The sequence below is a fragment of the Micromonospora sp. WMMD735 genome, from assembly GCF_049178995.1.
Taxonomy (GTDB): Bacteria; Actinomycetota; Actinomycetes; order Mycobacteriales; family Micromonosporaceae; genus Micromonospora; species Micromonospora wenchangensis.
In genome coordinates this window covers 1896313-1918894 of sequence record NZ_JBMHMJ010000002.1, presented here as the reverse complement: position 1 = coordinate 1918894, position 22582 = coordinate 1896313, and the positions used below count along the sequence as shown (strand labels likewise).

Annotated in this window: 18 protein-coding genes; 12 read left to right on the top strand and 6 right to left on the bottom strand. The window is 72.1% G+C overall.

Annotated features, from left to right (window positions below):
* Positions 1–46 precede the first annotated feature (46 nt).
* From ACN268_RS08440 to ACN268_RS08430, 3 genes are all read right to left on the bottom strand, one after another.
* A complete protein-coding gene (locus ACN268_RS08440) occupies positions 47–2383 on the bottom strand; it encodes a beta-L-arabinofuranosidase domain-containing protein (RefSeq protein WP_363791289.1) in 2337 nt (778 codons plus the stop codon).
* Between the two features lie 137 nt (positions 2384–2520).
* The gene (locus tag ACN268_RS08435) at positions 2521–4326 is read right to left on the bottom strand and encodes a family 43 glycosylhydrolase (protein ID WP_363791287.1); all 1806 of its coding nucleotides are present in this window, start codon (positions 4324–4326) and stop codon (positions 2521–2523) included.
* A 619-nt stretch (positions 4327–4945) separates the two neighbouring features.
* The gene (locus ACN268_RS08430) at positions 4946–5710 is read right to left on the bottom strand and encodes a FadR/GntR family transcriptional regulator (protein WP_421482575.1); all 765 of its coding nucleotides are present in this window, start codon (positions 5708–5710) and stop codon (positions 4946–4948) included.
* 151 nt (positions 5711–5861) lie between these two features.
* Here ACN268_RS08430 and ACN268_RS08425 point away from each other — a divergent pair, with 151 nt between their 5' ends.
* The 9 genes from ACN268_RS08425 to ACN268_RS08385 are packed head-to-tail and all read left to right on the top strand — an operon-like array spanning position 5862 to position 16267.
* Positions 5862–7130, top strand: a complete 1269-nt coding sequence (locus ACN268_RS08425) for an ABC transporter substrate-binding protein (protein ID WP_421482574.1) — start codon at positions 5862–5864, stop codon at positions 7128–7130.
* A gap of 3 nt (positions 7131–7133) precedes the next feature.
* Complete coding sequence (locus tag ACN268_RS08420) at positions 7134–8099, top strand: carbohydrate ABC transporter permease (RefSeq protein ID WP_421482573.1); 966 nt, start codon at positions 7134–7136, stop codon at positions 8097–8099.
* Positions 8099–8926: a carbohydrate ABC transporter permease gene (locus tag ACN268_RS08415; protein WP_421482572.1), complete on the top strand. Its 828-nt coding sequence runs from the start codon at positions 8099–8101 to the stop codon at positions 8924–8926. Before ACN268_RS08420 ends, ACN268_RS08415 begins: the two co-directional genes overlap by 1 nt.
* Before the next feature lies 1 nt (position 8927).
* The gene (locus ACN268_RS08410) at positions 8928–10169 is read left to right on the top strand and encodes a mandelate racemase/muconate lactonizing enzyme family protein (protein WP_421482571.1); all 1242 of its coding nucleotides are present in this window, start codon (positions 8928–8930) and stop codon (positions 10167–10169) included.
* A 21-nt stretch (positions 10170–10190) separates the two neighbouring features.
* Positions 10191–11219, top strand: coding sequence for a zinc-dependent alcohol dehydrogenase (locus ACN268_RS08405; protein WP_421482570.1), 1029 nt, complete (start codon positions 10191–10193; stop codon positions 11217–11219).
* Positions 11216–11977: an SDR family NAD(P)-dependent oxidoreductase gene (locus tag ACN268_RS08400; RefSeq protein ID WP_421482569.1), complete on the top strand. Its 762-nt coding sequence runs from the start codon at positions 11216–11218 to the stop codon at positions 11975–11977. The genes ACN268_RS08405 and ACN268_RS08400 overlap by 4 nt, the downstream gene beginning before the upstream one ends.
* Positions 11974–12837 (top strand): amidohydrolase family protein, encoded by an 864-nt coding sequence (locus tag ACN268_RS08395; protein ID WP_421482568.1) that lies wholly within the window; start codon positions 11974–11976, stop codon positions 12835–12837. Before ACN268_RS08400 ends, ACN268_RS08395 begins: the two co-directional genes overlap by 4 nt.
* The gene (locus ACN268_RS08390; RefSeq protein WP_421482567.1) at positions 12834–13817 is read left to right on the top strand and encodes an aldo/keto reductase; all 984 of its coding nucleotides are present in this window, start codon (positions 12834–12836) and stop codon (positions 13815–13817) included. The genes ACN268_RS08395 and ACN268_RS08390 overlap by 4 nt, the downstream gene beginning before the upstream one ends.
* 53 nt (positions 13818–13870) lie before the next feature.
* Positions 13871–16267 carry an RICIN domain-containing protein gene (locus ACN268_RS08385; protein WP_421482566.1) on the top strand — a complete coding sequence of 799 codons (2397 nt, stop codon included), beginning with the start codon at positions 13871–13873 and terminating at the stop codon, positions 16265–16267.
* 78 nt (positions 16268–16345) lie between these two features.
* Here the strand turns inward: ACN268_RS08385 and ACN268_RS08380 are convergent, their stop codons facing one another.
* Positions 16346–18043, bottom strand: a complete 1698-nt coding sequence (locus tag ACN268_RS08380; RefSeq protein ID WP_421482565.1) for a tetratricopeptide repeat protein — start codon at positions 18041–18043, stop codon at positions 16346–16348.
* Positions 18044–18396: 353 nt separating this feature from the next.
* Between ACN268_RS08380 and ACN268_RS08375 the strand changes: the two genes are divergently transcribed.
* Positions 18397–19266 (top strand): LLM class F420-dependent oxidoreductase, encoded by an 870-nt coding sequence (locus tag ACN268_RS08375; protein ID WP_421482564.1) that lies wholly within the window; start codon positions 18397–18399, stop codon positions 19264–19266.
* Between the two features lie 101 nt (positions 19267–19367).
* Here the strand turns inward: ACN268_RS08375 and ACN268_RS08370 are convergent, their stop codons facing one another.
* Positions 19368–21014: an amidase gene (locus tag ACN268_RS08370; RefSeq protein ID WP_421482563.1), complete on the bottom strand. Its 1647-nt coding sequence runs from the start codon at positions 21012–21014 to the stop codon at positions 19368–19370.
* On the bottom strand, positions 21014–21313 hold the full coding sequence (locus ACN268_RS08365) for a hypothetical protein (protein WP_204923113.1): 300 nt from the start codon (positions 21311–21313) through the stop codon (positions 21014–21016). Before ACN268_RS08365 ends, ACN268_RS08370 begins: the two co-directional genes overlap by 1 nt.
* Positions 21314–21570: 257 nt before the next feature.
* Between ACN268_RS08365 and ACN268_RS08360 the strand changes: the two genes are divergently transcribed.
* Complete coding sequence (locus ACN268_RS08360) at positions 21571–21996, top strand: Rrf2 family transcriptional regulator (RefSeq protein WP_421482562.1); 426 nt, start codon at positions 21571–21573, stop codon at positions 21994–21996.
* Positions 21993–22577: an NIPSNAP family protein gene (locus tag ACN268_RS08355; RefSeq protein ID WP_421482561.1), complete on the top strand. Its 585-nt coding sequence runs from the start codon at positions 21993–21995 to the stop codon at positions 22575–22577. Before ACN268_RS08360 ends, ACN268_RS08355 begins: the two co-directional genes overlap by 4 nt.
* Positions 22578–22582: the final 5 nt, after the last annotated feature.

Genomic DNA, 22582 nt, shown 5'->3' with positions numbered 1-22582 from the left:
CCGGTTCCGCACCGTCTCGCCAGCGGTGCGGAACCGGCGGTGGTCCCTACTGGTTGGCGACGAACCGCCAGCGGTTGTCCGCGCTGCCGTTGTCGGAGTCCTGCACGGCCTGCGCGCCCTGGGCGGTCGAGCCGTTGAGGATGCCGAGCAGCTTCCCGCTGTTGACGTTGCGGATCTTGTAGGTGCCGTCGCCCTGGCTCAGCAGCGTCCACCGGTGGTCCGCGGTGCCGTTGTCCGCCCACTGCAGCACACGGGCGTTGTCGGCGGTGGACATGTTCTCCACGCCGAGGACCTTGCCGCTGTGCACGTTGCGGAACCGGACCGCGTCGCCGTCGGTCACCACCACCCAGTTGTGGTCGGCGGTGCCGGTGTCGCCCCACTGCAGGGCCAGCCCGCCGTCGGCGGTGGACATGTTCTGGATGCCGAGCACCAGGCCGCTGCCCACGTTGACGATCCGCGTGCTGCCGCCGGTGCTGCCGCCGCTGGCGCTCCAGTAGACGGTGTAGTTGAAGCCGTGGGCGTCGTAGAACGGTCCGAGGTTGACCGTGGACCCGTTCGCGGTCGCGGTGAACGCCAGGGTGCTGGTGCTCGTCCGGGTCACCGACGAAGTGTTCAACGACGGCAGGGCGCTCAGGCCGGTGTTACCGTAGTTGCCCGCCAGCACCGCCGGGCCGTACGTGAGGGCCACGACGTTGGCGTTGTCGTTGCTCGGTGCCACCACGACCTTCATCGGCAGCCGTACGGTGACGGTGTCGCCGGCCGCCCAGGTACGGGTGACCGTGGCGTAACTGCCGGGGTTGGTGGCGACGTTCTGCGTCTCGCCGTTGACGGCGACCGTCGCGCCGGTGGCCCAGGCCGGGATCCGCACCCGGATGCTCCACGAGCCGCTCATCGACCCGGAGAGGGTGAGCGTGCTGGTGTCGCTCGCCGGGTAGCTGGTGCTCTGGGTGACCGTGATCCCGCGCTGCGACCAGGTCAGCACCGACGGCACGAACAGGTTCACCGTCAGCGTGGTGTCGTTGTAGAAGTAGATCGAGTCCATCAGCTTGGTGTTCGCCTCGATACCGGTGCCCTGACAGCACCAGAACGAGTTGTAGTCGGTGCTCCAGGTGCCGCCGCCCCAGGCCGGGCCGACCCCCCGGCGGCCACCCGGCTTGAGCGGGGTGAAGTAGGTGACGTGGCCGTGGCCGTCGGCCGGGTTCTGCGCGCCGACGACGTGGTTGAGCAGGGCACGCTCGTAGAAGTCGAAGTACGCCACCCGGTTCGGGTCGAGCAGCCACAGCTCCCGGGTCAGCTTGAGCATGTTGTGGGTGTTGCAGTGCTCGCAGGTGTCGTTGGTCAGGTACCCGGCGATCGCGTTCGGCGGCCGGAAGTGCTCGGCCTGGCTGTTACCGCCGATGACGTAGGTGTGCGCGTTGACGGTCATGTTCCACGCGTTGCTGGCGATGTCCCGGTACCGGGTGGTGCCGGTCGCCTTGAACTCGCGTGCCGCGCCGATCCACTTGGGCACCTGGGTGTTGGCGTGCTTGCCGTTGAGCTGGTCGGAGTTGCTGGCGAGCGGGTTGAACACGCCCGCGTGGTCGAACCGCTGGGCGACGGTCAGCCAGCGCCCGTCGCCGGTGTGCTGGTAGATGTCGGTCAGCGCCTCGTTCATGCCGCCGAACTCGGTCTCCAGCATCGCCTGCATCTGGTTGTAGCTCAGTCGCGACGTGCGGGTGTCGACCCAGCCGGCCAGCGCCAGCAGCACCGAGCGGGCCTGCGTGTTGCCGATGTAGCGCCACACGTCGAGCAGCCCCATGAGGGTCTTGTGGATGCAGTAGTAGGGCACGTTGCCGTTGGACAGGGTCCGGGCCTCCAGCGCCGAGAAGTCCGACTCGGGGAAGCCGGACAGGTAGCCCGCGGTGAACCCGGCCGCGCCGTTGTTGGCCTGGCACTTGGCCAGCTCGGCCACCATGTAGTTGGCCTTGTCCCGGCAGGTGGTGTCGCCGAGCACCGCGTACGCCTGCGCCCACGCGGTGAGGAAGTGCCCCTGCATGTGGGTGCGGAACGGGAAGGACGGCGCGTCCCAGCCCCCGTTGGTCGCGGCCCCGTTGGTGCCCAGCCGGTGGTTGGCCCGGAAGTTGTAGAGCATCCGGTCGACGTCGACGAACCGCAGGTAGCTCAGCGTCCGGTTCTGGTTGTCCAGCAGCCGGCCGGCGGTCAGCCGGACCTGACCCAGCTCGAACGGGTACGCCGACACGCCCAGGTCGGCCCGGGCCGGGGGGACCACCAGCGCCGCGCCGGCCGGCGCGGACCCGAGCAGGGTGCCGCCTGCGGCGGAGGCGAGCGCGGTGGCGCCGGCGGCCTGGAGAAGTTGACGTCGGTTGAGGGACGGGAAGGACATGGGAACCTCCAGCGGACCGGATCACGGGCGAGCGCCCGTCCGGGTGGGTCGTACGGACGGTGGTGTCGGGTGGTGGGGTGCCGGCCCGCCCCGGTGGGGCGGAGCGGGCCGGCGCGACCGTCAGCCGCGTGACGCGGTCACGCGGGGGTGCAGGTCAGGTCGGTCGGTGGCTGGTTGCTGCCGGTGGTCGAGCTGATGTAGCCGACGGTGGTGGAGCCACCCGCCCCGAGCTGCCCGTTGTAGGCGGCGTTGGTCACGGTCACCTGGTTGCCCTGCTGGGTCAGGGTGCCGTTCCACGCCTGGGCCACCGTCTGCCCGCTGGGCAGGGCGAACGACACCCGCCAGCCGGTGATCGGGGTGGACCCGTTGGTGATGGTCAGCTTGCCCTCGAAGCCGCCCTGCCAGGTGTTGACCACGGTGTTGGTGGCCGCGCAGGCCGTCCCGGAGGGCGTCGTCGGAGCCGGCGTCGTCGGGGCCGGGGTCGTCGGGGTGGGGGTGGGGGTCGCGGTGGGCGTCGTGGTGGGCGTCGCGGTCGGGGTGGGCGTCGGGGTGGTGCCGCTGCCGTTGAACTGCCACCAGTTGACGTTGAACAGGGTGCCGCTGCCGCCGGTGAACCGCAGGTACATGTCGTGGGTGCCGGTCGCGCCGGACACCGGGCAGGAGACGGTCTGCCAGTTCTGCCAGCCGCCGGTGACCGGCACGGAGCAGCTCGCCACCCGGGTGCCGGTGGTGCTGTCCAGCCGGACCTCGATGGTGCCGCCGCTGCCGGCCGAGGCGACCCGGGCGTTGAAGGACGTCGCACCGGTGCCGAAGCCGACCCCCTTGACCTTGATGTAGTCGCCGTTCTCGATGAAGCCGACGTTCATCCCGCCCTCGGTGGACGCCTCGGTCTCGATGCCGGAGCCCCAGGCGATCGTCTCGGCCTCCTGCCGCACGTACGGGTTGAGCGTGCCGATCTGTGGCGCGCCGGTGCTGGTCATGTTGATCGTCGGGATGGTGCCGTTGGTGCCGTAGCTGAACTTTTCCACCGCGACCGACCGGGTGTAGCCGCCACCGCCGGGCAGCGCGCCGTTGTGGTAGAAGAAGTACGACCCGCCGTTGAAGTCGACGATCCCGGCGTGGTTGGTGAAGCTGCCGCCCTGTCGGGGCATGACCGTGCCCCGGTAGGTCCACGGCCCGGTGGGGCCGGGTGCCGTGGAGTAGCCGATGAACTCGCTGCAGCACTCGGCGGCGAACACGTTGTAGTAGGTCCCGTTGCGCTTGAAGACCCAGGGGCCCTCCTCGTAGAGGGTGGGCCGGGTGGCGTTGCCGGTCCGGGTGCCGAAGCCGGCGGTGGTCAGCGGGATCTTGGTGACGCTGCCGGAGTACGAGATCATGTCGGGGTTCAGCTTGACGTACCACAGGTTGGGGTTGCCCCAGTAGAGGTACGCCTGCCCGTCGTCGTCGATGAAGACGGTCGGGTCGATCTCGCCGTTGGCCGCCAGCGGGCGGCCGATGGCGTCCCGGAACGGGCCGGTGGGGCTGTCACTCACCGCCACCCCGATGGCCATCGAGTTGGTCGACTTCGCGGTCACCGGCACGTACCAGTAGAACTTGCCGTTGCGGGCGATGACCTGGCCCGCCCAGGCGTCCGCCTTCGCCCAGCTGAAGGTGGCGACGTTGAGCGGCGAGCCGTGGTCGGTCCAGTTGACCATGTCGGCGGAGGACCAGACCCGCCACTCCTTCATGGTGAACCAGGTCGAGCCGTCCTCGTCGTGGCCGGTGTAGAGGTACACCCGGCCGTTGTGCACCAGCGGGGCCGGGTCGGCGGTGTAGATGTGCTGGACGATGGGGTTGTCGGCCTTGGCGGTGCCGGCCGGGAGCAGGGTCGAGACCAGGAGCAGGGCCGCCAGCCAGGCGAGGGTGCGCCGCAGTCGGGTCAACGGTGGCAGTGCGGGTTTCACCAGTACCTCCCAGTGTGGGCGATGCGTGTTGAGGGCGTCGACGCGTCGGTGGCCTCCCCGGACTCCGTCGACACCCTGGCCGTCCGCCGGTGCGCCTGGACGTGTTCGAGCTGCCCGCCGTGCGGGTACGCCGGGTGTGGCGTCACGGCCCGATCGCGCTCCCTGCCGGGGACGGCTCTGCGGTCGGCGCGGTCGTGTCAGGACCCCACGGTGGCGGTGGACGATGTGCGCCGGGGGCTTCCGGGCGCGTCGAACCCTCGACCCGACCCGGCGGCGTGCAGCATCCACGGAGGTGCCCGGAGGTGTGCCACCGACGTTGCCCGTGTCCGCACTCGCTGCACCGACCGGTGCCGGTGGGCACAGCGCGGAAGCGTGCCCTTCGCTCCCGCGGCCGACGGTATCTTGTTATCGTTAACACTCGCAAGCCATTGATGTCCGTTGGTTGCGGAGCGCCATTTCCGGTCGTTGCCGCACGGTCCCGCCGGCAGCGGCGGTGCCGGCAGCGGTGATGCCGACAGCGGCGGGAACTGCACCGGCGAGATCTGCACCGGGCACGTCGGCGGTGCGGGCCGGTGGGCGGCCGATCCGGGTCGGTGGGTGGTCCGTCCGCCCCGGCGGGTCAGCGCACCAACCGCCCGGTGTCCGGTCCGCCGCGCCGGACCAGCCACGCCTCGGTGATGTGGGTGACCATGGCCTCGGCCGCGCCGTCCGGGTCGTGGGCCGCGATGCGCTCGTAGATCCGCCGGTGCCCCCGGTTGGACGCCACGCACAGCGCCCGCTCGGACCGGCCCATGTAGCGGGCGGTGTTGACCACCTGGCTCTCCAGCGACCGCACCACGCCCCGGGCGATCCGGTTGCCGGACGCCTGCATGATCACGTCGTGGAACGCCCGGTCGTGCTCGTGGTAGGCGACTTGGTCGTCGACCAACTCGTCCATCCGGTCGACCAGGGCGCGCAGCCGGTCGAGGGTGTCCTGGTCGGCCAGCCGGGCGGCGACGTTGGCCATGTCGGACTCCAGCACCCGTCGGGTGGCCACCAGGTCGTCGAGGATGGTCAGGCTGTCGTCCTCGGCGATGGTCGCGGCGAGCACGAGTTCGTCGAGCATGTCCCACATCGACGGTGGGGTGACGATGGTGCCGCTGCCCTGGCGGACCTGCACCAGGCCCTTCTCCTGGAGGATCTTGACCGCCTCCCGGACGACCGTGCGGCTGACCGAGAACGCCTCGCACAGTGCCGGCTCGGGGGGCAGTGGGGCGCCGGGCGGGTGAACTCCGCGTACGATGCGTTCCACCAGTTCCGCGGTGACCGCCGTGGCGAGGTTGGCCGGTCGTCGTGCCCAGCTCGGCGGCGCCGACGCGTTCAGGGTGACCTCTCGTGCCGTCATGTCCCCTCCAGTGACTCCCGCGGACCGCGCCACGACCTGACTGCCGCGAATTCTACGTCCCCCTGTTGACGTCATACGTCATACGAGTTACTTTCTCGTCAATTCATGCGTCTCGATCAGCGCTATCGACCGAGTTCGAAGGTGAGCAGCGATGAAGCAGCGAGCAGTGTGGTCGGCCGTCCTCGTCGCGACGCTGGCGCTGGCCGGCTGCGGGAGCGCCGGCGGGACGCGTTCCCCCTCCGGCGGGGCGGACGGGAAGCTGGTCGTCTGGGACTGGAAGTCCGGCGAGGCCTCCGCCGCGGCGTACCTGGAGAAGGCGAAGGCCGACTTCGCCCGTAAGCACCCGGGCGTCACCGTCGAGTTCGTCGCCCAGCCCTTCGAGCAGTACTACACGCTGCTCGGCACGGCGATCCAGGCCGGCAAGGGCCCGGACGTGATCCTGTTCAACGGCGGCGGCCAGATCCGGGACCGGACCGACGCGCTGCTGCCCCTCGACGAGTACCTGGCCGGGGACCGCCAGCGGCTCACCGGCTGGGAGGCGTTCAGCAAGGACGGCAAGACCTACGCCGGCCCGGTCACGTTGCAGGGCCACCCGATCTACTACAACCGGACCCTCTACGAGAAGGCCGGCCTCGACCCGGCCAAGCCCGCCACCACCTGGTCGACGTTCGTCGCCGACTGCGCCACCATCACCACCCGCACCGGCGCGAAGTGCTTCGCCCTGGGCAACAAGGAGGGCTTCGGCATCCAGTTCTTCCTCTCCGCCCTCGGCTCCGGCGTGCTCACCCCGCAGGAGTACGACGACTGGATCGCCGGCCGACGGAACTGGAACTCGCCGCACGTCAAGCGGATCTTCGCGCTCTGGAAGGAGACCCAGGACGCCAAGCTCAACAGCGACGGGGCGAACTCGACGGCGATGTTCAACGACTCGTTCGCCATCTTCCAGTCCGCCAAGGCCGCCCACGTCATCGGGCTGATGTCCGACGTCGGGCACTGGAAGGACTTCAGCGAGTTCCTCACCGCCGAGAAGCTCGGCGTGATGCGTGCCCCGGTCGTCGAACCCGGCGCCACCCCGAGCCTGCCCTACGACGGCGGCATCGGCTACGGGGTCGCCAGATGGACGAAGGACCCCAGGGTCGCCGCCGACCTGGTGCGCTCGCTCACCTCGACCGACGCGCTGAAGTCGTTCTACGCCGACGCCGGGGCGATCGCCGCCGACACCACCATCGACGTCTCCCAGGGCGGCCCGGCGGTGACCACCATCGTCGCCGACCTCAAGGCCGGCAAGCCCGCCCTGCACGTGGCGCTGTCCTCGAAGACCCTGGACCTGATGGGCCGGCTCTCCCAGCAACTGCTGAGCGGCTCGGTCACCGTCGACGAGGCGGTGAAGCAGCTGGCCGCCTCCGACCAGGCCGGCTGAGCCGTGCCGGTCGACGAGGTGACGCCGGCGGTCCGCCCGGCCCCCGCCGGCCCGCCGCGACGGGCCGCGTCGGGGGCGCGGGTCACCCCGCCTCGCGGTCGCGGCGGCCGGCGCTCCGAGCGCCTCGCCCCGTACGTGCTGCTGGCCCCGGCCCTGCTGATCCTGCTGCTGCTGCGGTTCTGGCCGCTGCTGCTGGGGGTGAACTTCTCGTTCACCGGCGACGGCGAGCGCGACGGGTCGGCGGTCGGGCTGGCCAACTACCTGGAGCTGGCGCGGGACCCGCTGTTCCTGGGCGCGCTGCGCAACGTCGGGCTGCTCGTGCTGCTGCTGCCGGTGGCGGTGGCGATCCCCGGCCTGCTGGCCACCTTCATCTACCTGCGGGTCCCCGGGCACCGGCTGTACCGCAGCGTCTACTTCTTCCCGGCCGTGCTGTCCCCGGTCATCGTCGGGGCCATCTTCAACCTCCTGCTCGCCTTCGACGGCCCGCTCAACGCCCTGCTCGGCGGGGTGGGCGTCGGGCCGGTGGACTGGCTGGGCGACCCGGACGTGGCGATGTTCGTGGTGGTCGGGGTGCACGTCTGGGCGACCTTCGGGATGGCGCTGGTGGTGTTCCTCGCCGGCTTCGCCACCCTGGACGCCTCCCTGCTGGACGCCGCCCGGGTGGACGGCGCGTCGTTGCCGCAGACCATCCGGCACGTGATCGTGCCCAGCCTCTCCCGCACCATCCAGTTCGTCGTCGTCACCACGATGATCGGGATGCTGACCTCCATGTTCGGTCTGCTCTACGTGATGACCAGCGGCGGCCCGGAGGGCTCCACCTACCTGCCGGAGTACTACATCTGGATCCAGCAGGGGCAGCTCAACCGGCCGGCGCTCGCCTCGGCCGCCTCGACGGTGCTCTTCCTCATCATGCTCGTGGTGGGGCTGGGGCAGATCAGCCTGCTCCGGCGGGCGGTGAGGGAGGCGTGATGTCCCACCTGCGGTGGGGGCGGTGGCTGCTCGCGCTTCCGATGGCCGTGCTGGCCCTGGCGACCGTCTACCCCCTGGCGTTCACCCTCAACGTGGCCATGAAGACCCGCCGCGAGTACGTCCTCGACCGGTTCTCCCTGGCCGACGCCCTACGCTTCGAGAACATCGGCGCGGCGTGGAACAGCGTGGGGATGGCCCGCTACCTGGCCAACTCGGTGGGCGTGGTGACGTCCTCGGTGCTCCTGCTGCTGCTCTTCGGCTCGATGGCCGGTTTCGCGTTGAGCCAGCTACGGTTCCGGGGCTCGTCGGTGCTCTTCCTGTGCTGCCTCGCGGCGCTGTTCGTGCCGTTCCAGGTGATCATGGTGCCGCTGGCCCGGGTCATGGCGGACGCCGGCCTGGTCGACACCTACCCGGGGCTCGTGCTGGCCTACGTGGCGCAGTTCCTGCCGTTCACGATCTTCCTGATGACCAGCTACTACAAGACCATCCCGACCGAGATCATCGACGCGGCCCGGATCGACGGCAACAGCGTCTACGGGGTCTACCGGCGGATCATGCTGCCGCTGGGCACCCCGGCGCTGCTGTCGGTCGGCATCCTCGACGCCCTGTTCTGCTGGAACGACGTGCTGATCGCGCTCCTGCTGATGCCCTCGGCCGAGCACCGCACGCTGATGGTCGGGGTCACCTCGCTGCGCGGCCAGTACTCCGACGACATCCCCACCTTCGCCTCCGGGGTGCTGATCGCCGCGGTGCCCGTCCTGGTGATCTACCTCTTCCTCCAGCGTCAGATCGCCGACGGTGTCGCCGCCGGCGCCACGAAGGGCTGACATGCGGATCACCGGATACCGGACCCTGACCACCGTGCAGGAGTGGGGGCGGCCCGTCGGCGACGCCAACGGCGTGTTCGCCGACGGGGTGACCGCCGTGCCGATCGTCCTGGTCGACACCGACGAGGGCATCACCGGCGTCGGCCTAGGACCGCACACCGACCTCGAACGGATCTTCGCCGCGATCGACGGGGAGGACCCCCGCGCGGTGACCACCCTCTACGACCGGATGCTGCGGCAGACCTTCAAGGCGGGCCACGCCGGCTCGGTGTTCGGCACCATCGGCGCGCTGGACACCGCGCTGTGGGACATCAAGGCCCAGGCGGCGGGGCAACCCCTGTGGCGGCTGCTCGGCGGACGCGACCGGCGGGTGCCCGCCTACGCCTCCGGCCTGGACATCGGCCTCGACGACGACGCGCTCGCCGCGGCGTACGCGGTCTACGCCCGGCACGGGCTGCGGGCCGCCAAGCTCAAGGGCGGCCTCGACATCGAGCGCGACCGGCACCGGCTGCACGTGGTCCGCGACGTGCTGACCGAGGCCGGTCGGGGGCAGCGGCCCGGCCTGATGCTCGACGTGAACGAGGCGTGGACCCGCAAGCAGGCCGTACGGCACGTGAGCGAACTCGAACGCACCCTGGACCTCGTCTGGATCGAGGAACCCGTCCGCCGGTGGGACGCCGAGGGTCTGGCCGTCGTCGGACGCGGCATCCGGGCGTCCGTCGCCACCGGGGAGAACCTCACCGGCCTGGAGCAGTACCGGCCGCTGATCGCCGCGGCGGCGGTCGACGTCGTGCAGATGGCCGCGGTGTGGGGGATCACCCACTTCCTGCGGGTGTCCGCCCTGGCGCACGCCTACGACCTGCCGGTCAGCCCGATCGGCAACCACCCCGTCGGCCTGCTGCACGCCGCCACGTCGGTGCCCAACCACATGGTCAGCGAGTTGCAGGACCTCCACCCGCCGGTCGGGATCACCCGCGACCTGCACGTCGAGGACGGTGCGTTCGTCCTCGGCGACTCCCCGGGGCTGGGCGTCACGGTCTGCGAGGAGGAGATCGGCAGGTACCCGCGCCGCTCCGACGTACCGACGCCGGACGGTCCCAACGTACGGCCGGAACGGGCCGGGCGTCGGTTGCTGGCCGTGGCCGATCCGGCCGTCACCCCGGCGGGCCGGTACGGCACCCCGCTGCCCGACGCCCCGACGTACCACCACCACGACGGCCTGCCGTCCGCCGTCCCGCACTGACCCGACCGCGAGGGAGCACGTATGAAGGCAGTGGTCTACCGCAGCGCCCGGCACCTGGAGGTGCAGCGGCGCGCGCCGGAGCCACCGGGGCCGGGCCAGCTGCGGATCGCGGTGGCCTACACCGGGATCTGCGGCACCGACCTGCACGTCTACCACGGGGACATGGACGCCCGGGTGGGCCCGCCGGCGGTGATCGGGCACGAGATGTCCGGCCGGGTGGCCGAGGTGGGTGAGGGTGTCACCGGCTTCGCCGTGGGCCAGCCGGTCACCGTGATGCCGACCCGGTTCTGCGGCCGGTGCGCCGCCTGCCGGCGGGGCAACGCGCACGTCTGCCACGCCATGGACTTCCTCGGGGTGGACTCGCCCGGCGCGATGCAGTCCTCCTGGACCGTCCCGGCCGACCTGGTGGTGCCGCTGCCCGACGACCTGCCCCTGGACCGGGCCGCCCTGGTCGAACCGGTCGCGGTGGCCGTGCACGACGTGCGGCGGGGCCGGGTGACCGACGCCGACCAGGTGGTGGTCGTCGGCGGTGGGCCGATCGGTGTGCTCGTCGCCACCGTCGCCCGGCACCGGGGCGCGCGGGTCCTGCTCGTCGAACCTGACCCGTTCCGCCGGTCGGTGGCCGCCGGGGTCGGGATCGACGCGGTCGACCCGGCCGGCACCGACGTGGTGGCGCTGGTCGACGAGCGTACCGACGGCGCGGGAGCGGACGTGGCCTTCGAGGTGTCCGGGTCCGCCGCCGGGGTCGGCACCGCCGTCGACGTGCTGACCACCCGGGGCCGGCTGGTCATGGTGGCGATCCATCCGCAGCCCCGGCCGGTGAACCTGCACCGGGTCTTCTGGCGCGAGTTGGAGCTGCTCGGCGCGCGGCTCTACCAGCGCGAGGACATGGTGGAGGCGGTCCGGCTGGTCGCCTCCGGTGTGGTGCCGGCCGGGCAGCTCATCTCCCGGGTGGTGCCCGTCGAGGCGGCGGCGTCGGCGTTCACCGCCCTGGAGGAGGGCGGCGGCGTGCTGAAGGTGCTGCTCGACTGGCAGGAGGCCGACCGATGAACGCCCTGTTCGACCTCTCCGGCCGCACGGCCGTGGTGACCGGCGCGCGCCGGGGCATCGGGCTGGCCATGGCCGAGGCGCTGGCCGTCGCCGGTGCCGACGTCGTCGGTGTCTCGGCGAACATGGAGGCCACCGGCAGCGAGGTGGAGCAGCGGGTACGCGCGGCGGGCCGCTCGTTCACCGCGCTGCGTACCGACCTGGCCGACCGGGCCGCGGTCCGCCGGCTCGTCGCCGACCTGCACGACCTCGGCCCGGTCGACATCCTGGTCAACAACGGCGGCACGATCGCCCGCACCCCGGCCGCCGAGCACCCCGACGAGATGTGGGACCACGTCATCGAGGTGAACCTGAGCAGCCAGTTCGTGTTGAGCCGGGAGATCGGCCGGGAGATGGTGGCCCGCGGACGAGGGAAGATCATTTTCACCGCGTCGCTGCTCAGCTTCCAGGGCGGCATCACCGTCCCCGGCTACGCCGCCGCGAAGTCCGGCCTCGCCGGGCTGACCAAGGCGCTGGCCAACGAGTGGGCGGCGCACGGGGTCAACGTCAACGCCATCGCCCCCGGCTACATCGCCACCGACAACACCCGGGCGCTACGCGAGGACCCGGAACGCGACCGGGCCATCCTGACCCGCATCCCGGCTGGCCGGTGGGGGGACGCCACCGACCTGGCCGGCGCGACGGTGTTCCTGGCCGCGCGTGCGTCGGACTACGTCAACGGCATCGTCCTGCCCGTCGACGGCGGATGGCTGGGCCGGTGAGCGCGCCACCCGGCACCGTCGACGCCCACCACCACCTCTGGGTGCGGGCCCGGCACCCGCAGCCCTGGATCGACCCGGCCACCATGGCCGCCACCGACGCCGACTTCACCCCGGACGACCTGGCCCGGGTCACCCGCGCCGCCGGGGTCACCGAGACCGTGCTGGTGCAGGCCAACTCCACCGAGGCCGAGACGGTGGACCTGCTGGGCGTCGCCGCCGACCACCCGCTCGTCCGGGGGGTCGTCGGCTGGCTGGACGTCACGACGCCGGACGTCGCCGACCGGCTGGCCCGGCTGCGGGCGGCCCGCGGTGGCCACCTGCTGGTCGGCGTCCGCTACAGCGTGCAGGACGAGCCCGACCCGGGGTTCCTGGACCGGGCCGACGTGCGGCGGGGGATCACCTCGGTGGGTGCCGCCGGTCTCGCCTTCGACCTGCTGGTCCGGCAGCACCAACTGGGCGCGGCCGGCCGGCTGGCCCGCGACCTGCCCGAGGTGCGGTTCGTCCTGGACCATCTCGGCAAGCCCGCCCTCGGCGGGACGGACCTCGACGACTGGGCCCGCCACCTGCGCGCCCTGGCCGCCCCGGCCAACACCACGGCGAAACTCTCCGGCCTGGTCACCGAGGTGCACCGGCCACCCTGGACACCGCAGGACCTGCGCCCGGCCGTCGAGCACGCCCTCGACGCGTTCGGTCCGGACCGGCTGATGTTCGGCTCCGACTGGCCGGTCTGCCTGCTCGCCAGCACGTACGACAGGTGGGTCGACACGCTCGCGGAGCTGCTGGACCCGCTGGGTGACGACGAGCGGGCGGCGATCTGGCGGCACACCGCCCGTCGGGTCTACCGGCCGGAGTCGTCGTGAGGACCCGTCCGCTGCCACGGCGGCCCTCGGTACGCCTCACCGCGCTGGGATTCGGCGCGGCACAGGCCGGCAACCTCTACCGGGCCACCACCGATGAGGAGTTCGCCGCCGCCGTCGACACCGCCTGGGCGGGTGGCCTGCGCTACTTCGACACCGCGCCGCACTACGGGCTCGGGCTGTCCGAACGGCGCATCGGCGCGGCGCTGCGTACCCGGCCGCGCGACGAGTACGTGGTGTCGACGAAGGTCGGCCGGCTGCTCGTACCGTCGCCGCAGGACGCGCACCGGCGCGACCCGGAAGGGTTCGACGTGCCCGCCGACCACCGGCGGGTCTGGGACTTCAGCCGCGACGGCGTGCTCCGCTCGCTGGAGTCCAGCCTGGCCCGCACCGGCCTGGACCGGGTGGACGTCGTCTACCTGCACGACCCCGACGACCACTGGGAACAGGCCGCCACCGAGGCGGTGCCCGCCCTGGTGGAGCTGCGCGACCAGGGCGTGGTGGGGGCCATCGGGGCCGGCATGAACCAGTCCCACCTGCTCACCCGGTTCGTCGAGGAGACCGACGTCGACGTGGTGATGTGCGCCGGCCGGTACACCCTGCTGGAACAGGGGGCGCTGGCCGACCTGCTGCCCGCCGCCGAGCGCCGGGGCGTCGGCGTGGTGGTCGCCGGGGTCTACAACTCCGGACTGTTGTCGCAGGACCGGCCCCCGGCCGACGCCACCTACAACTACCAGCAGGCCCCACCGGAGCTGATCGACCGGGCCCACCGGATCGCCGACGTCTGCCAGGCGTACGGCGTCACCCTGCCGCAGGCGGCGCTCGCCTTCGTCCGTTCCCATCCCGCCGTCGTCTCGACTGTCGTCGGCCTGCGTAACCGCGCGCAGGTCACGCAGACGCTGACCCGCGCGGACGCCGACGTCCCGGCGGCGCTGTGGCCGGCGCTGCGGGCCGCCGGGCTGCTCACCCCGGTCGCGGCATGATTCCACCGCGACGCCGGGCACCCCACCACCCCACCACGATTGGAGTCCCACCCGTGTCCGTCCCGACATCACCCGCCCGGCGCGGGCCGGTGCTGGCCGGCCTGGCCGCCACGGCGCTCGCCGCCACGGTCGCCGTGCTCGCCCCGGCCGGTCCCGCCCTCGCCGCCACCACCACCCTCTACGCGTCCCCCGCCGGCAGCGGCACCGCCTGCTCCACCAGCCAGCCCTGCTCGCTGACCGAGGCGCAGAACGCCGTCCGGTCCCGCACCGCCGGGATGTCCGGCGACATCGTCGTCGAGCTGGCCGACGGCGTCTACCGGCTGGCCGCGCCGCTGCGGTTCACCGCCGCCGACTCCGGCACCAACGGCTACACCGTGACCTGGCGGGCCGCCGCGTCGGCCCGCCCGCAGATCAGCGGGGCCCGTGCGGTCACCGGCTGGTCGCAGGTCGACGCCGGGAAGAACATCTGGCGGGCGAACGTGCCCGCCGGGCTCGACAGCCGGCAGCTCTACGTCAACGGGGCGGTCGCCACCCGGGCCCGCACCGCCGTGAACCGGGCCGACTTCACCTTCACCACCAGCGGCATGCGGTTCAGCAACGGCGCGCTGAGCTACCTCAACAACCTGGGCAACCAGAACCGGGTCGAGGTGGAGAGCGTCGGCTCGTTCACCGACCGGTACTCCCCGGTGCAGAGCATCAGCGGCAACTTCCTCACGATGCAGCAGCCGGCCTGGAACAACAACACGTTCGGCTTCGACACCCTGTCCAAGCCGCACCGCGCCGGCCCGTTCTACCTGGCCAACGCGTACGAGTTCCTGGACAGCCCGGGGGAGTGGTACCTGAACCCGGGCAGTGGGCAGCTCAACTACATCCCGCTGGCCGGGCAGAACATGAACAGCGTCAGCGTGGAGCTGCCGCAGTTGCAGTCCCTGGTCAACGTGGGCGGCACGTACGACGCCCCGGCGCACCACATCGCGTTCAGCGGGATCACCTTCACCGGCACCAGTTGGCTCGGCCCGAGCAGCAGCAACGGCTTCGCCGACCAGCAGACCGGCGCGCACATCACCGGCACCTGGGCCCGCCCCGCCGACGCGCTGACCTCCTGCCAGGAGGGCTGCCCGCTGTTCGAGGCGACCCGGCCGAACTGGAACCAGATGCCGGCCGCCGTGCAGGTCTCCGCCGCCAACACCATCACCTTCAGCGACTCCCAGTTCGTCAACCTCGGGCAGACCGCCATCGGCATCGGCAACGACGCCAACGCGCACGCCAGCGGGGTCGGCCTGGGGGCCAGCAACATCACCGTCACCCGTTCCGAGATCGCCCGCAGCTCGGCCGGCGGTGTGGTGGTCGGCGGGGTACGCGCCGACGCCCACCACCCGGGCGACCAGCGGATGACCAACCGGAACATCACCATCAGCAACAACCGGGTGCACGACCTCGGCCTGGAGTACCGGGGCGTGGTGTCGATCCTGACCACGTACGTCAACACCTCGTCGGTGTCGCACAACGAGGTCTACAACATGCCGTACACCGGGCTGTCGGTCGGGTACGGCTGGGGCGCCAACGACGCGGGTGGCAGCAACCACTACGCCAACCGTGGGCTGTACAACTACCAGCCGCGCTACTCGACCGCCACCACGGCGGCCAACAACCAGGTCGTCGGCAACTACGTGCACGACGTGATGCAGCAGATGACCGACGGCGGCTGCATCTACACGCTGTCGGCCAACCCGGGCGGCAGCATCACCGAGAACCACTGCCTGCGCACCAACGGCTGGTTCGGGCTCTACTTCGACGAGGGCTCCCGCTACTACACCGCCCGCAACAACGTCTTCGCCAACACCGGCACCTGGGCCACCGCCAACTACTGGTACGCCGAGAACATGGGCAACTTCACCGTCACCTCCAACTGGTCGACCAACAACAGCACCAACGTGACCAACGGTGACCGGGGCAACGTGGTCAACAACAACACGGTGGTCAGCAACAACAACTGGCCGTCGGGCGCGCAGACCGTGATGGCCAACGCGGGCGTGCAGGGCACGAGCAACCCACCGGCGCAGGGCGTGCAGATCGTCGGCGGGCAGTCCGGTCGGTGCGCCGAGATCGGCGGCTCCAGCACGACCAACGGCACCCAGGCCCAGCTCTGGGACTGCACCGGTGCGGCCAACCAGCGGTTCACCCAGACCACCGCCCGGCAGCTCATGGTCTACGGCACCAAGTGCCTGGACGCCTCCGGGCAGGGCACCGGCAACGGCACCCAGGTGGTGATCTGGGACTGCAACGGGCAGGCCAACCAGCAGTGGAACGTCAACGCCAACGGCACGATCACCGGCGTGCAGTCCGGCCTGTGCCTGGACGCCAACGGTGCCGGTACGGCCAACGGCACCAAGCTGATCCTCTGGGCCTGCAACGGCGGTACCAACCAGCAGTGGAGCCTGCGGAGCTGACCGGCCGACCGTCGGGGTGCGCGGGCCGCGCACCCCGACGGTCGTCGCCCCGGGTTCGTCGCCGCGCGGCGCGGCCGGTCAGGAGGTGTGCCGGCGGCAGCGGGCGAGTTCGGTGCGCAGCTCGCGACGCAGTGACCGGTCCAGGTCGGGCGCGGCGAGCGCGGCGGCGAAGTCCCGGGCGGCGGCGTCCCAGCGGCCGAGTCGGACCAGCGCGGTGCCCCGGTTGTAGCGGGGCACCGGCGCCGCCGACAGCGCGACCGCCCGGTCCAGGTCGGCCACGGCGTCGGTCACCGCACCCCGGTCGAACCGGACGGCGGCCCGGTTCGTCCACGCCTCGACCAGCTCCGGATCGCCGGCCAACGCGCGGCTGAACAACTCCTCGGCCCCGGTCGGGTCACCGCGCTCGGAGCGGATCAGCCCGAGCGTGCACAGCAGGGCCGGCTCCTGCGGGGCCCGCGCCAGCCCGGCCCGCGCCCCCGCCTCGGCGGCGTCGAGCGCACCCCGGCCGAGGTGCAGGTTGACCAGGGCGATCCGGGCGTCGAGGTGCCCCGGCTCGATGGCGAGCACCCGGTCCAGGTCGTCGCGCGCCCGCCCGGTGCGGCCCCGTTCCTGGTGCAGCACCGCCCGGTTGTAGTACGCCTCCGGCAGGTGCGGACCGAGCCGGATCGCGCTGCCGTAGTCCCGGATCGCGGCCCGGAGCCGTCCGGCGGCCCGGTGCAGGGCGGCCCGGTCCACGTAGTACTCACAGTTGTCGGGGTCGTGGCCGATCACCGTGTCGAGTTCGGCCAGGGCCCGTTGCGGGTCGCCCAGCGCCAGGTGGACCTGGGCCCGGTTGTGCCGCAGCCGGGCCACGTCCTGCGGGCGTTCGCCCGGTGCGAGTACCGCCGTCAGCCGGGCCAGCCCGTCGTCGATCAGGCGCAGCGCCCGTTCCGGTTCGCCCGCCCGGCTGTCCAGCAGGGCCATGCCCTGCTCGTAGAAGACGGTCGACAGCACCCGCTGCCGCGTGTCGGGCACCGTGCGGGCGAGCCGGAGCGCCTGCGCCAGCCAGTGCCGCGCCCGCGCCGGGTCCTGCGCGTCGGCGGGCAGGTGGCGCGCGTACAACATGGCGGTGGCGTACGCGGCCGACATGGTGATCTTCGGATCGTCGGTGACGGTCCGGGTCTCGTGGTAGAGGTCGAGCGCCTCGGTGGCCCGGTCCAGCGCCGCCAGGGCGGTGGCCAGGCCGGTGGTGAACGACCACCAGTGCGGCAGGTCGTCGTGCGGGGTGACCAGGGTGCGTCCGTGCCGGGCGGTGCGGGCCGCGTGATGGTAGAAGCCGGCGGCCAGGCTCTCGCCGAGGGCGGTGCGCAGGGCCGCCGGGCTCGGGCCGACCGCTGGCCGGGCCGGTCCGTCGTCGCACAGGGCCAGCCGCACCGGGTACGCCCCGAGTCGGCCGGCGAGCGTGTCCAGCAGTTCGCGGGTGGTCTCGTCGGCCGCACCGACGTGCGTGAACCGGAGCGTGACCGGGCGGCGCAGGGTGCCCGCCCAGGCCGCCACGAACTCGGTCGCGCCGTAGGCCAGGGCGGCGGTGCGTCGGGCGGGGTGGAACCTGATCGGCGCCTCGTCGGCGGCGGGGCGGGCCGTCGGGTCGAGCCGGGGCGCGATGGCCCGCAGTTCGGTGCGGTGCCGGGCGGCCAGTCGGGGGCGGTCGGCGGCGATCCGCTGGAGCAGGTCGGCGACCCCGGCGTACGGCCCGAGGTCACGGTGGCAGTCGTACCCCGGCGGCTCGTCGGTCACGGTCGGGCCGGTGCCGCCGAGGGCGGGCGCCCGGGGGCGCCCGCCCGGCCGGCAGTTACCAGCACCACTCGATCCAGAGCCGGCGGGCGCCGGACACCAGACGCAGTGCACTCGTACGACGGACGGTCATCTTCTTCATGGGCACCTCCGTGGTCGTCCACTCCGGACTGGGCAGAGCCTAAACCCGATCAAGGAAAATGCGAAGAGTGCTCGGGAACCTCCTTCCGGGATGGCCCGGCCGGTCACCGGGGAGTGCACCAGCGGCGTCAGCCGGAACCGGTGGGTGCGGCAGCGCCGCCGAGCCGGCGGTGGGCCGGCACCGCCCCTAGGATCGGTGTGGAGGTGGACGAGGCATGAGACTCGGACTGCACTACTGGAACTACTCGACCCCGACCGACCCGGCGGCGATCGCACCGACGCTGATCGAGACCGCGACGATCGCCGAGGAGGCCGGGGTCGCGTCGTTCACCGTGATGGACCACTACTTCCAGATGGAGGCGATGGCCCCGGCCGAGGAGCCGATGCTGGAGGCGTACACGACGCTGGGCTTCGTCGCGGCGCGGACCTCCCGGATGACGCTCGGTGTGCTGGTCACCGGCGTGATGTACCGCTACCCGGGGCTGCTCGCCAAGATCGTGACCACGCTGGACGTGCTCTCCGGCGGCCGGGCCCGGTTGGGTATCGGCGCGTCCTGGTACGAGCGTGAGCAGCGGGGCCTCGGGGTGCCTGTGGTTCCGGTGGCCGAGCGGTTCGAGCGGCTGGAGGAGACGCTGCTGATCTGCCGGCAGATGTGGAGCGACGACAACGGGCCGTTCGAGGGCCGGCACTACCGGCTGGCCGAGACGCTCAACTCGCCGCAACCGCTGCGACGTCCCCACCCGCCGGTCATGATCGGCGGCAGCGGCGAGAAGAAGACCCTGCTGCTGGTGGCCCGCTACGCCGACGCCTGCAACCTGTTCGGCAGCAGCCCGGCCGAGGTGGCGCACAAGCTGGACGTGCTGCGTGGGCACTGCGCCGCCGAGGGCCGCGACTACGACACCATCGACAAGACGGTCATCATGATCCGGCCGCCGCTGGCCGACGTGGACGCGTTCCTCGCCGAGGTGGCCGGGTACGCAGCGCTCGGGGTTACCGAGGTGCAGGTCACCCCGGACCGGCACCCGGTGGAGTTCACCCGACGGATCGCCGACGAGGTGCTGCCGAAGCTGACCACGATCGGCTGAAGGTCGGTCGACCCGGCCCGCCGCCGCGCTGCCGGCGATCCGGCCGGTATGCGCCGGTGTCGTCCGCCCGCCACCGGGCCGGCGGGCGGACGACCTGACGGTCACTGGCTGAGCCGGGCCACCTCGTCGGCGGTGAGCCGCAGCCCGGCCGGGGCCACGCTGCGCCCCGTCGCGGGGGTGGTCGGCGGGTCGACCGGCCGGCGCAGGTGCCAGTCGGTGACCGCCTGGTAGGCGGCGACCACCGACAACAACCGGTCCTCGCCGTACGGCAGGCCACCGAGGATGGTGCCGATCGGCAGGCCCGCGCCGGTGAAACCGATCGGGAAGCCGATCTCGGGCAGGCCGAGGATGTCGAACGGCACAGGGCCGGTCTGCACCACCACGTCGCAGTGCGCGAAGAGCTGGTCCAGCACCCGCTCCATCAGCAGCAGCTTGGCCCGCTGACCGGTGATGAACTCGCCGCCGCCCAGCAGCGCCCCCTGCAACCAGCCGGTCACCGACACCCCGAAACCCCGCAGGTCGGTACGCAGGTAGGGCAGGAAGGGCTCGGTGCGCTCGGGCAGCCGTACGTTGTTGAACGCGCTGCCGGTGAGCAGGTCCCACTCGTCGGGCAGCGGCACGTCGACGATGGTCGCGCCGGTGATCGCGGCGAGTTTCGCCAGGTACGCCTGCCGGGCCAGCGCGGTCTCCGAGGTGCCGGCGGTGAAGCCGGGCAGCACCCCGATCCGGGTCTTCCACCGCAGCTTGAGCTTGCCGCCCTGGTAGGTGGGGGTGGCCGCGTCGATCAGCTTGGGCACCGCGGGCAGGCCCTGGCTGCGCGGGTCGGCCGGGTCCTCACCGGCCATCGCGGTGAGCATGATGGCCGCGTCCTTGGCGTCGCGGGCCAGCGGGCCGGGGTGGTCGCGGGTGTAGCTGAGCGGGATGATCCCGTGCAGCGACACCCGTCCCATGGTCGGCTTGAGCCCGGTGAGGTTCTGCGCGTTGGACGGCGCGGTGATCGAGCCGCCGGTCTGGGTGCCGGTGCCGCAGGCGGCGAGCCGTCCGGCCACGGCGGTGGCGGTGCCCGTGGACGACCCGCCCGGGTCGGTGGCCGGGTTGGTGGGGGTCCAGGCGTTGACCGTGGTGACCACCCCGGCGGGGGTGGTGGCCCGGGTGGTGGCCAGCGGGCCCATCTGGGTCTTGCCCAGCACGATCGCCCCGCCGCCGGTGACCAGCCGGGTCACCGCCGTGGCGTCGTAGGGGGGCCGGAAGTCGGCGAACAGGTAGGAGCTGGCGGTGGTCGGCACCCCGGCGGTGTAGTAGTTGTCCTTGATGGCCAACGGGATGCCGTGCAGCGCGCCCCGGTGCGGCTTGCGGGCCATCGCGCGGGCCGCCTTGACCGCCTGCTCGGCGAGCACCAGGTTGAACGCCTGGTAGGTCGTCTCGTAGCGGCTGATCCGGGCCAGGTACGCCTCGACCAGCTTCTCCGGGGTGAGTTTCCCGGCCCGGATGAGCCAGGCGGCCTCGGCGACGGTCAGTTCGGTCGGGTCGGCCACCGCCTCCGGGCGCGGCTTGACGTAGGCGTTCGGCACGGCCAGCGCCGGGTTGTAGCGGCCGGGCGGGGCGACCGCCGCGCGGCTGACGCCGGCCGCCGAGGCGACGGCGGGCAGCCCGACGACGCCACCGACCGCCGAGGCGGTGGCCAGCGCGGCGGTCCGGGCGAGGAAGGCGCGACGGTCGACGCCGCGGTCGGCAGGTGCTGTGCTCATCACTTCCGCCATTCCGTGCTGATCGAGGGGTAGAGCATCGGCGCGGGCTGCTGGGACAGCGCCATGGCCACGGCGGGGTCGGTGCCGGCCGGGGCGGGCGGCTGATAGGCGGCGAGGGTGCCGACGGTGCCGCGGACGAAGGAGCGCAGCGAGGCCAGCACGGAGTCCCGGCCGGGGGAGCCGGTCTGCGGGTCGGCGGTGGTTCCGGGGGGAAGCTGGTCGAGGTCGATGCCGAGCGACGCGAGCCGGGCGCGGATGAGGACGTCCAGTTCCGCGTCGGTCGGTGGGGTGGGGGCCATGACGCTCCTTGAGGGGTGGGCGACGATGCCCCACTGTCGAGCCGGATCGTGTCACGGACGTGACATGTTGATCTCGGCATCGTGAAGCCACGCAGGTCAATGCCGTGATACGGGGCCTCCCGATGTGCGCCGATCGCGGTCCACGGTTGACGGACCGGGACGCGGCGCCGCCGTCCGGCGTCGCGCCTGTCGGGCGTGGGCGATGGGACGTAATAGAAATTGTTGCTTCTGGTGGGTCGATCGGTGAGACTGTCCCGGTGGCGGCGAACAGCAGGGTGACGATCGCGGCCCACGCCCTGGCCTGGCTGGAACTGGCCAGGCGTCGCGGCCGGCTGGTGCTCACCTCCGAGGAGGTGGCGGCGAGCATCAACACGAACGCCGTCATCGTCCGGCGCAGCCTCGGTGACCTGCACCGGGCTGGCCTGGTGACGGCCCGTCGCGGCAACGGCGCGGGCTTCTCCCTCGGGCGGCCGGCGGCGGAGATCACGTTGTCGGACGTCTGGCTCGCCGTCTCGCCGGAGCCGCTGCTCGCCCTGCATCCCGGCGTGCCCAACCTGGAGTGCCCGGTGGGACGCGGAATCCGCCCCGTCCTCACCGACCTGTACGGCGAGGCGACCGACTCGTTCCGGGAGTCGCTGGCCCGCTGGACCGTCGCCGACGTCCTGGAGAGGATCCTGTCGTGATCGTCGAACTGCGCTGCTACACGCTGCGTGCGGGGCGCCGCGACGAACTGGTCGAGCTGTTCGACCGCGAGTTCGTGGAAACCCAGGAGGAGCAGGGGATGGCCGTGCTGGGCCAGTTCCGTGACCTCGACCGTCCCGACCGGTTCGTGTGGTTGCGGGGCTTCACCGACATGTCCGCGCGCCGCAGGGGCCTGGCGGCCTTCTACTCCGGCCCGGTGTGGGCCCGGCACGGGCCGGCCGCGAACGCGACCATGCTCGACTCGGACGACGTGCTGCTGCTCCGGGAGATCGTCGCGGTGCCGACGTACGACCGCGACACCGCCGACCCCGGATCCCTTCTGTACGTGACGATCTGGCACGGGGCCGGCCCGCTCCCCGACCCCGTCCGGGTCCCGCCGGACACCCTGGCCGTGCTGGGGACCGAGTACGCTCCGAACGACTATCCCCGGCTCCCGGTCCGCGAGAACGTGCACGTGCTGGTGTGGCTGACCCGCGAACCGCTGCGGGTGGAAGTCCCCTCCGGGGTGACGCGGACCGAGCGGCACCGCCTCGGTCCCACCCGCCGCTCCCGCCTGTACTGACTCTC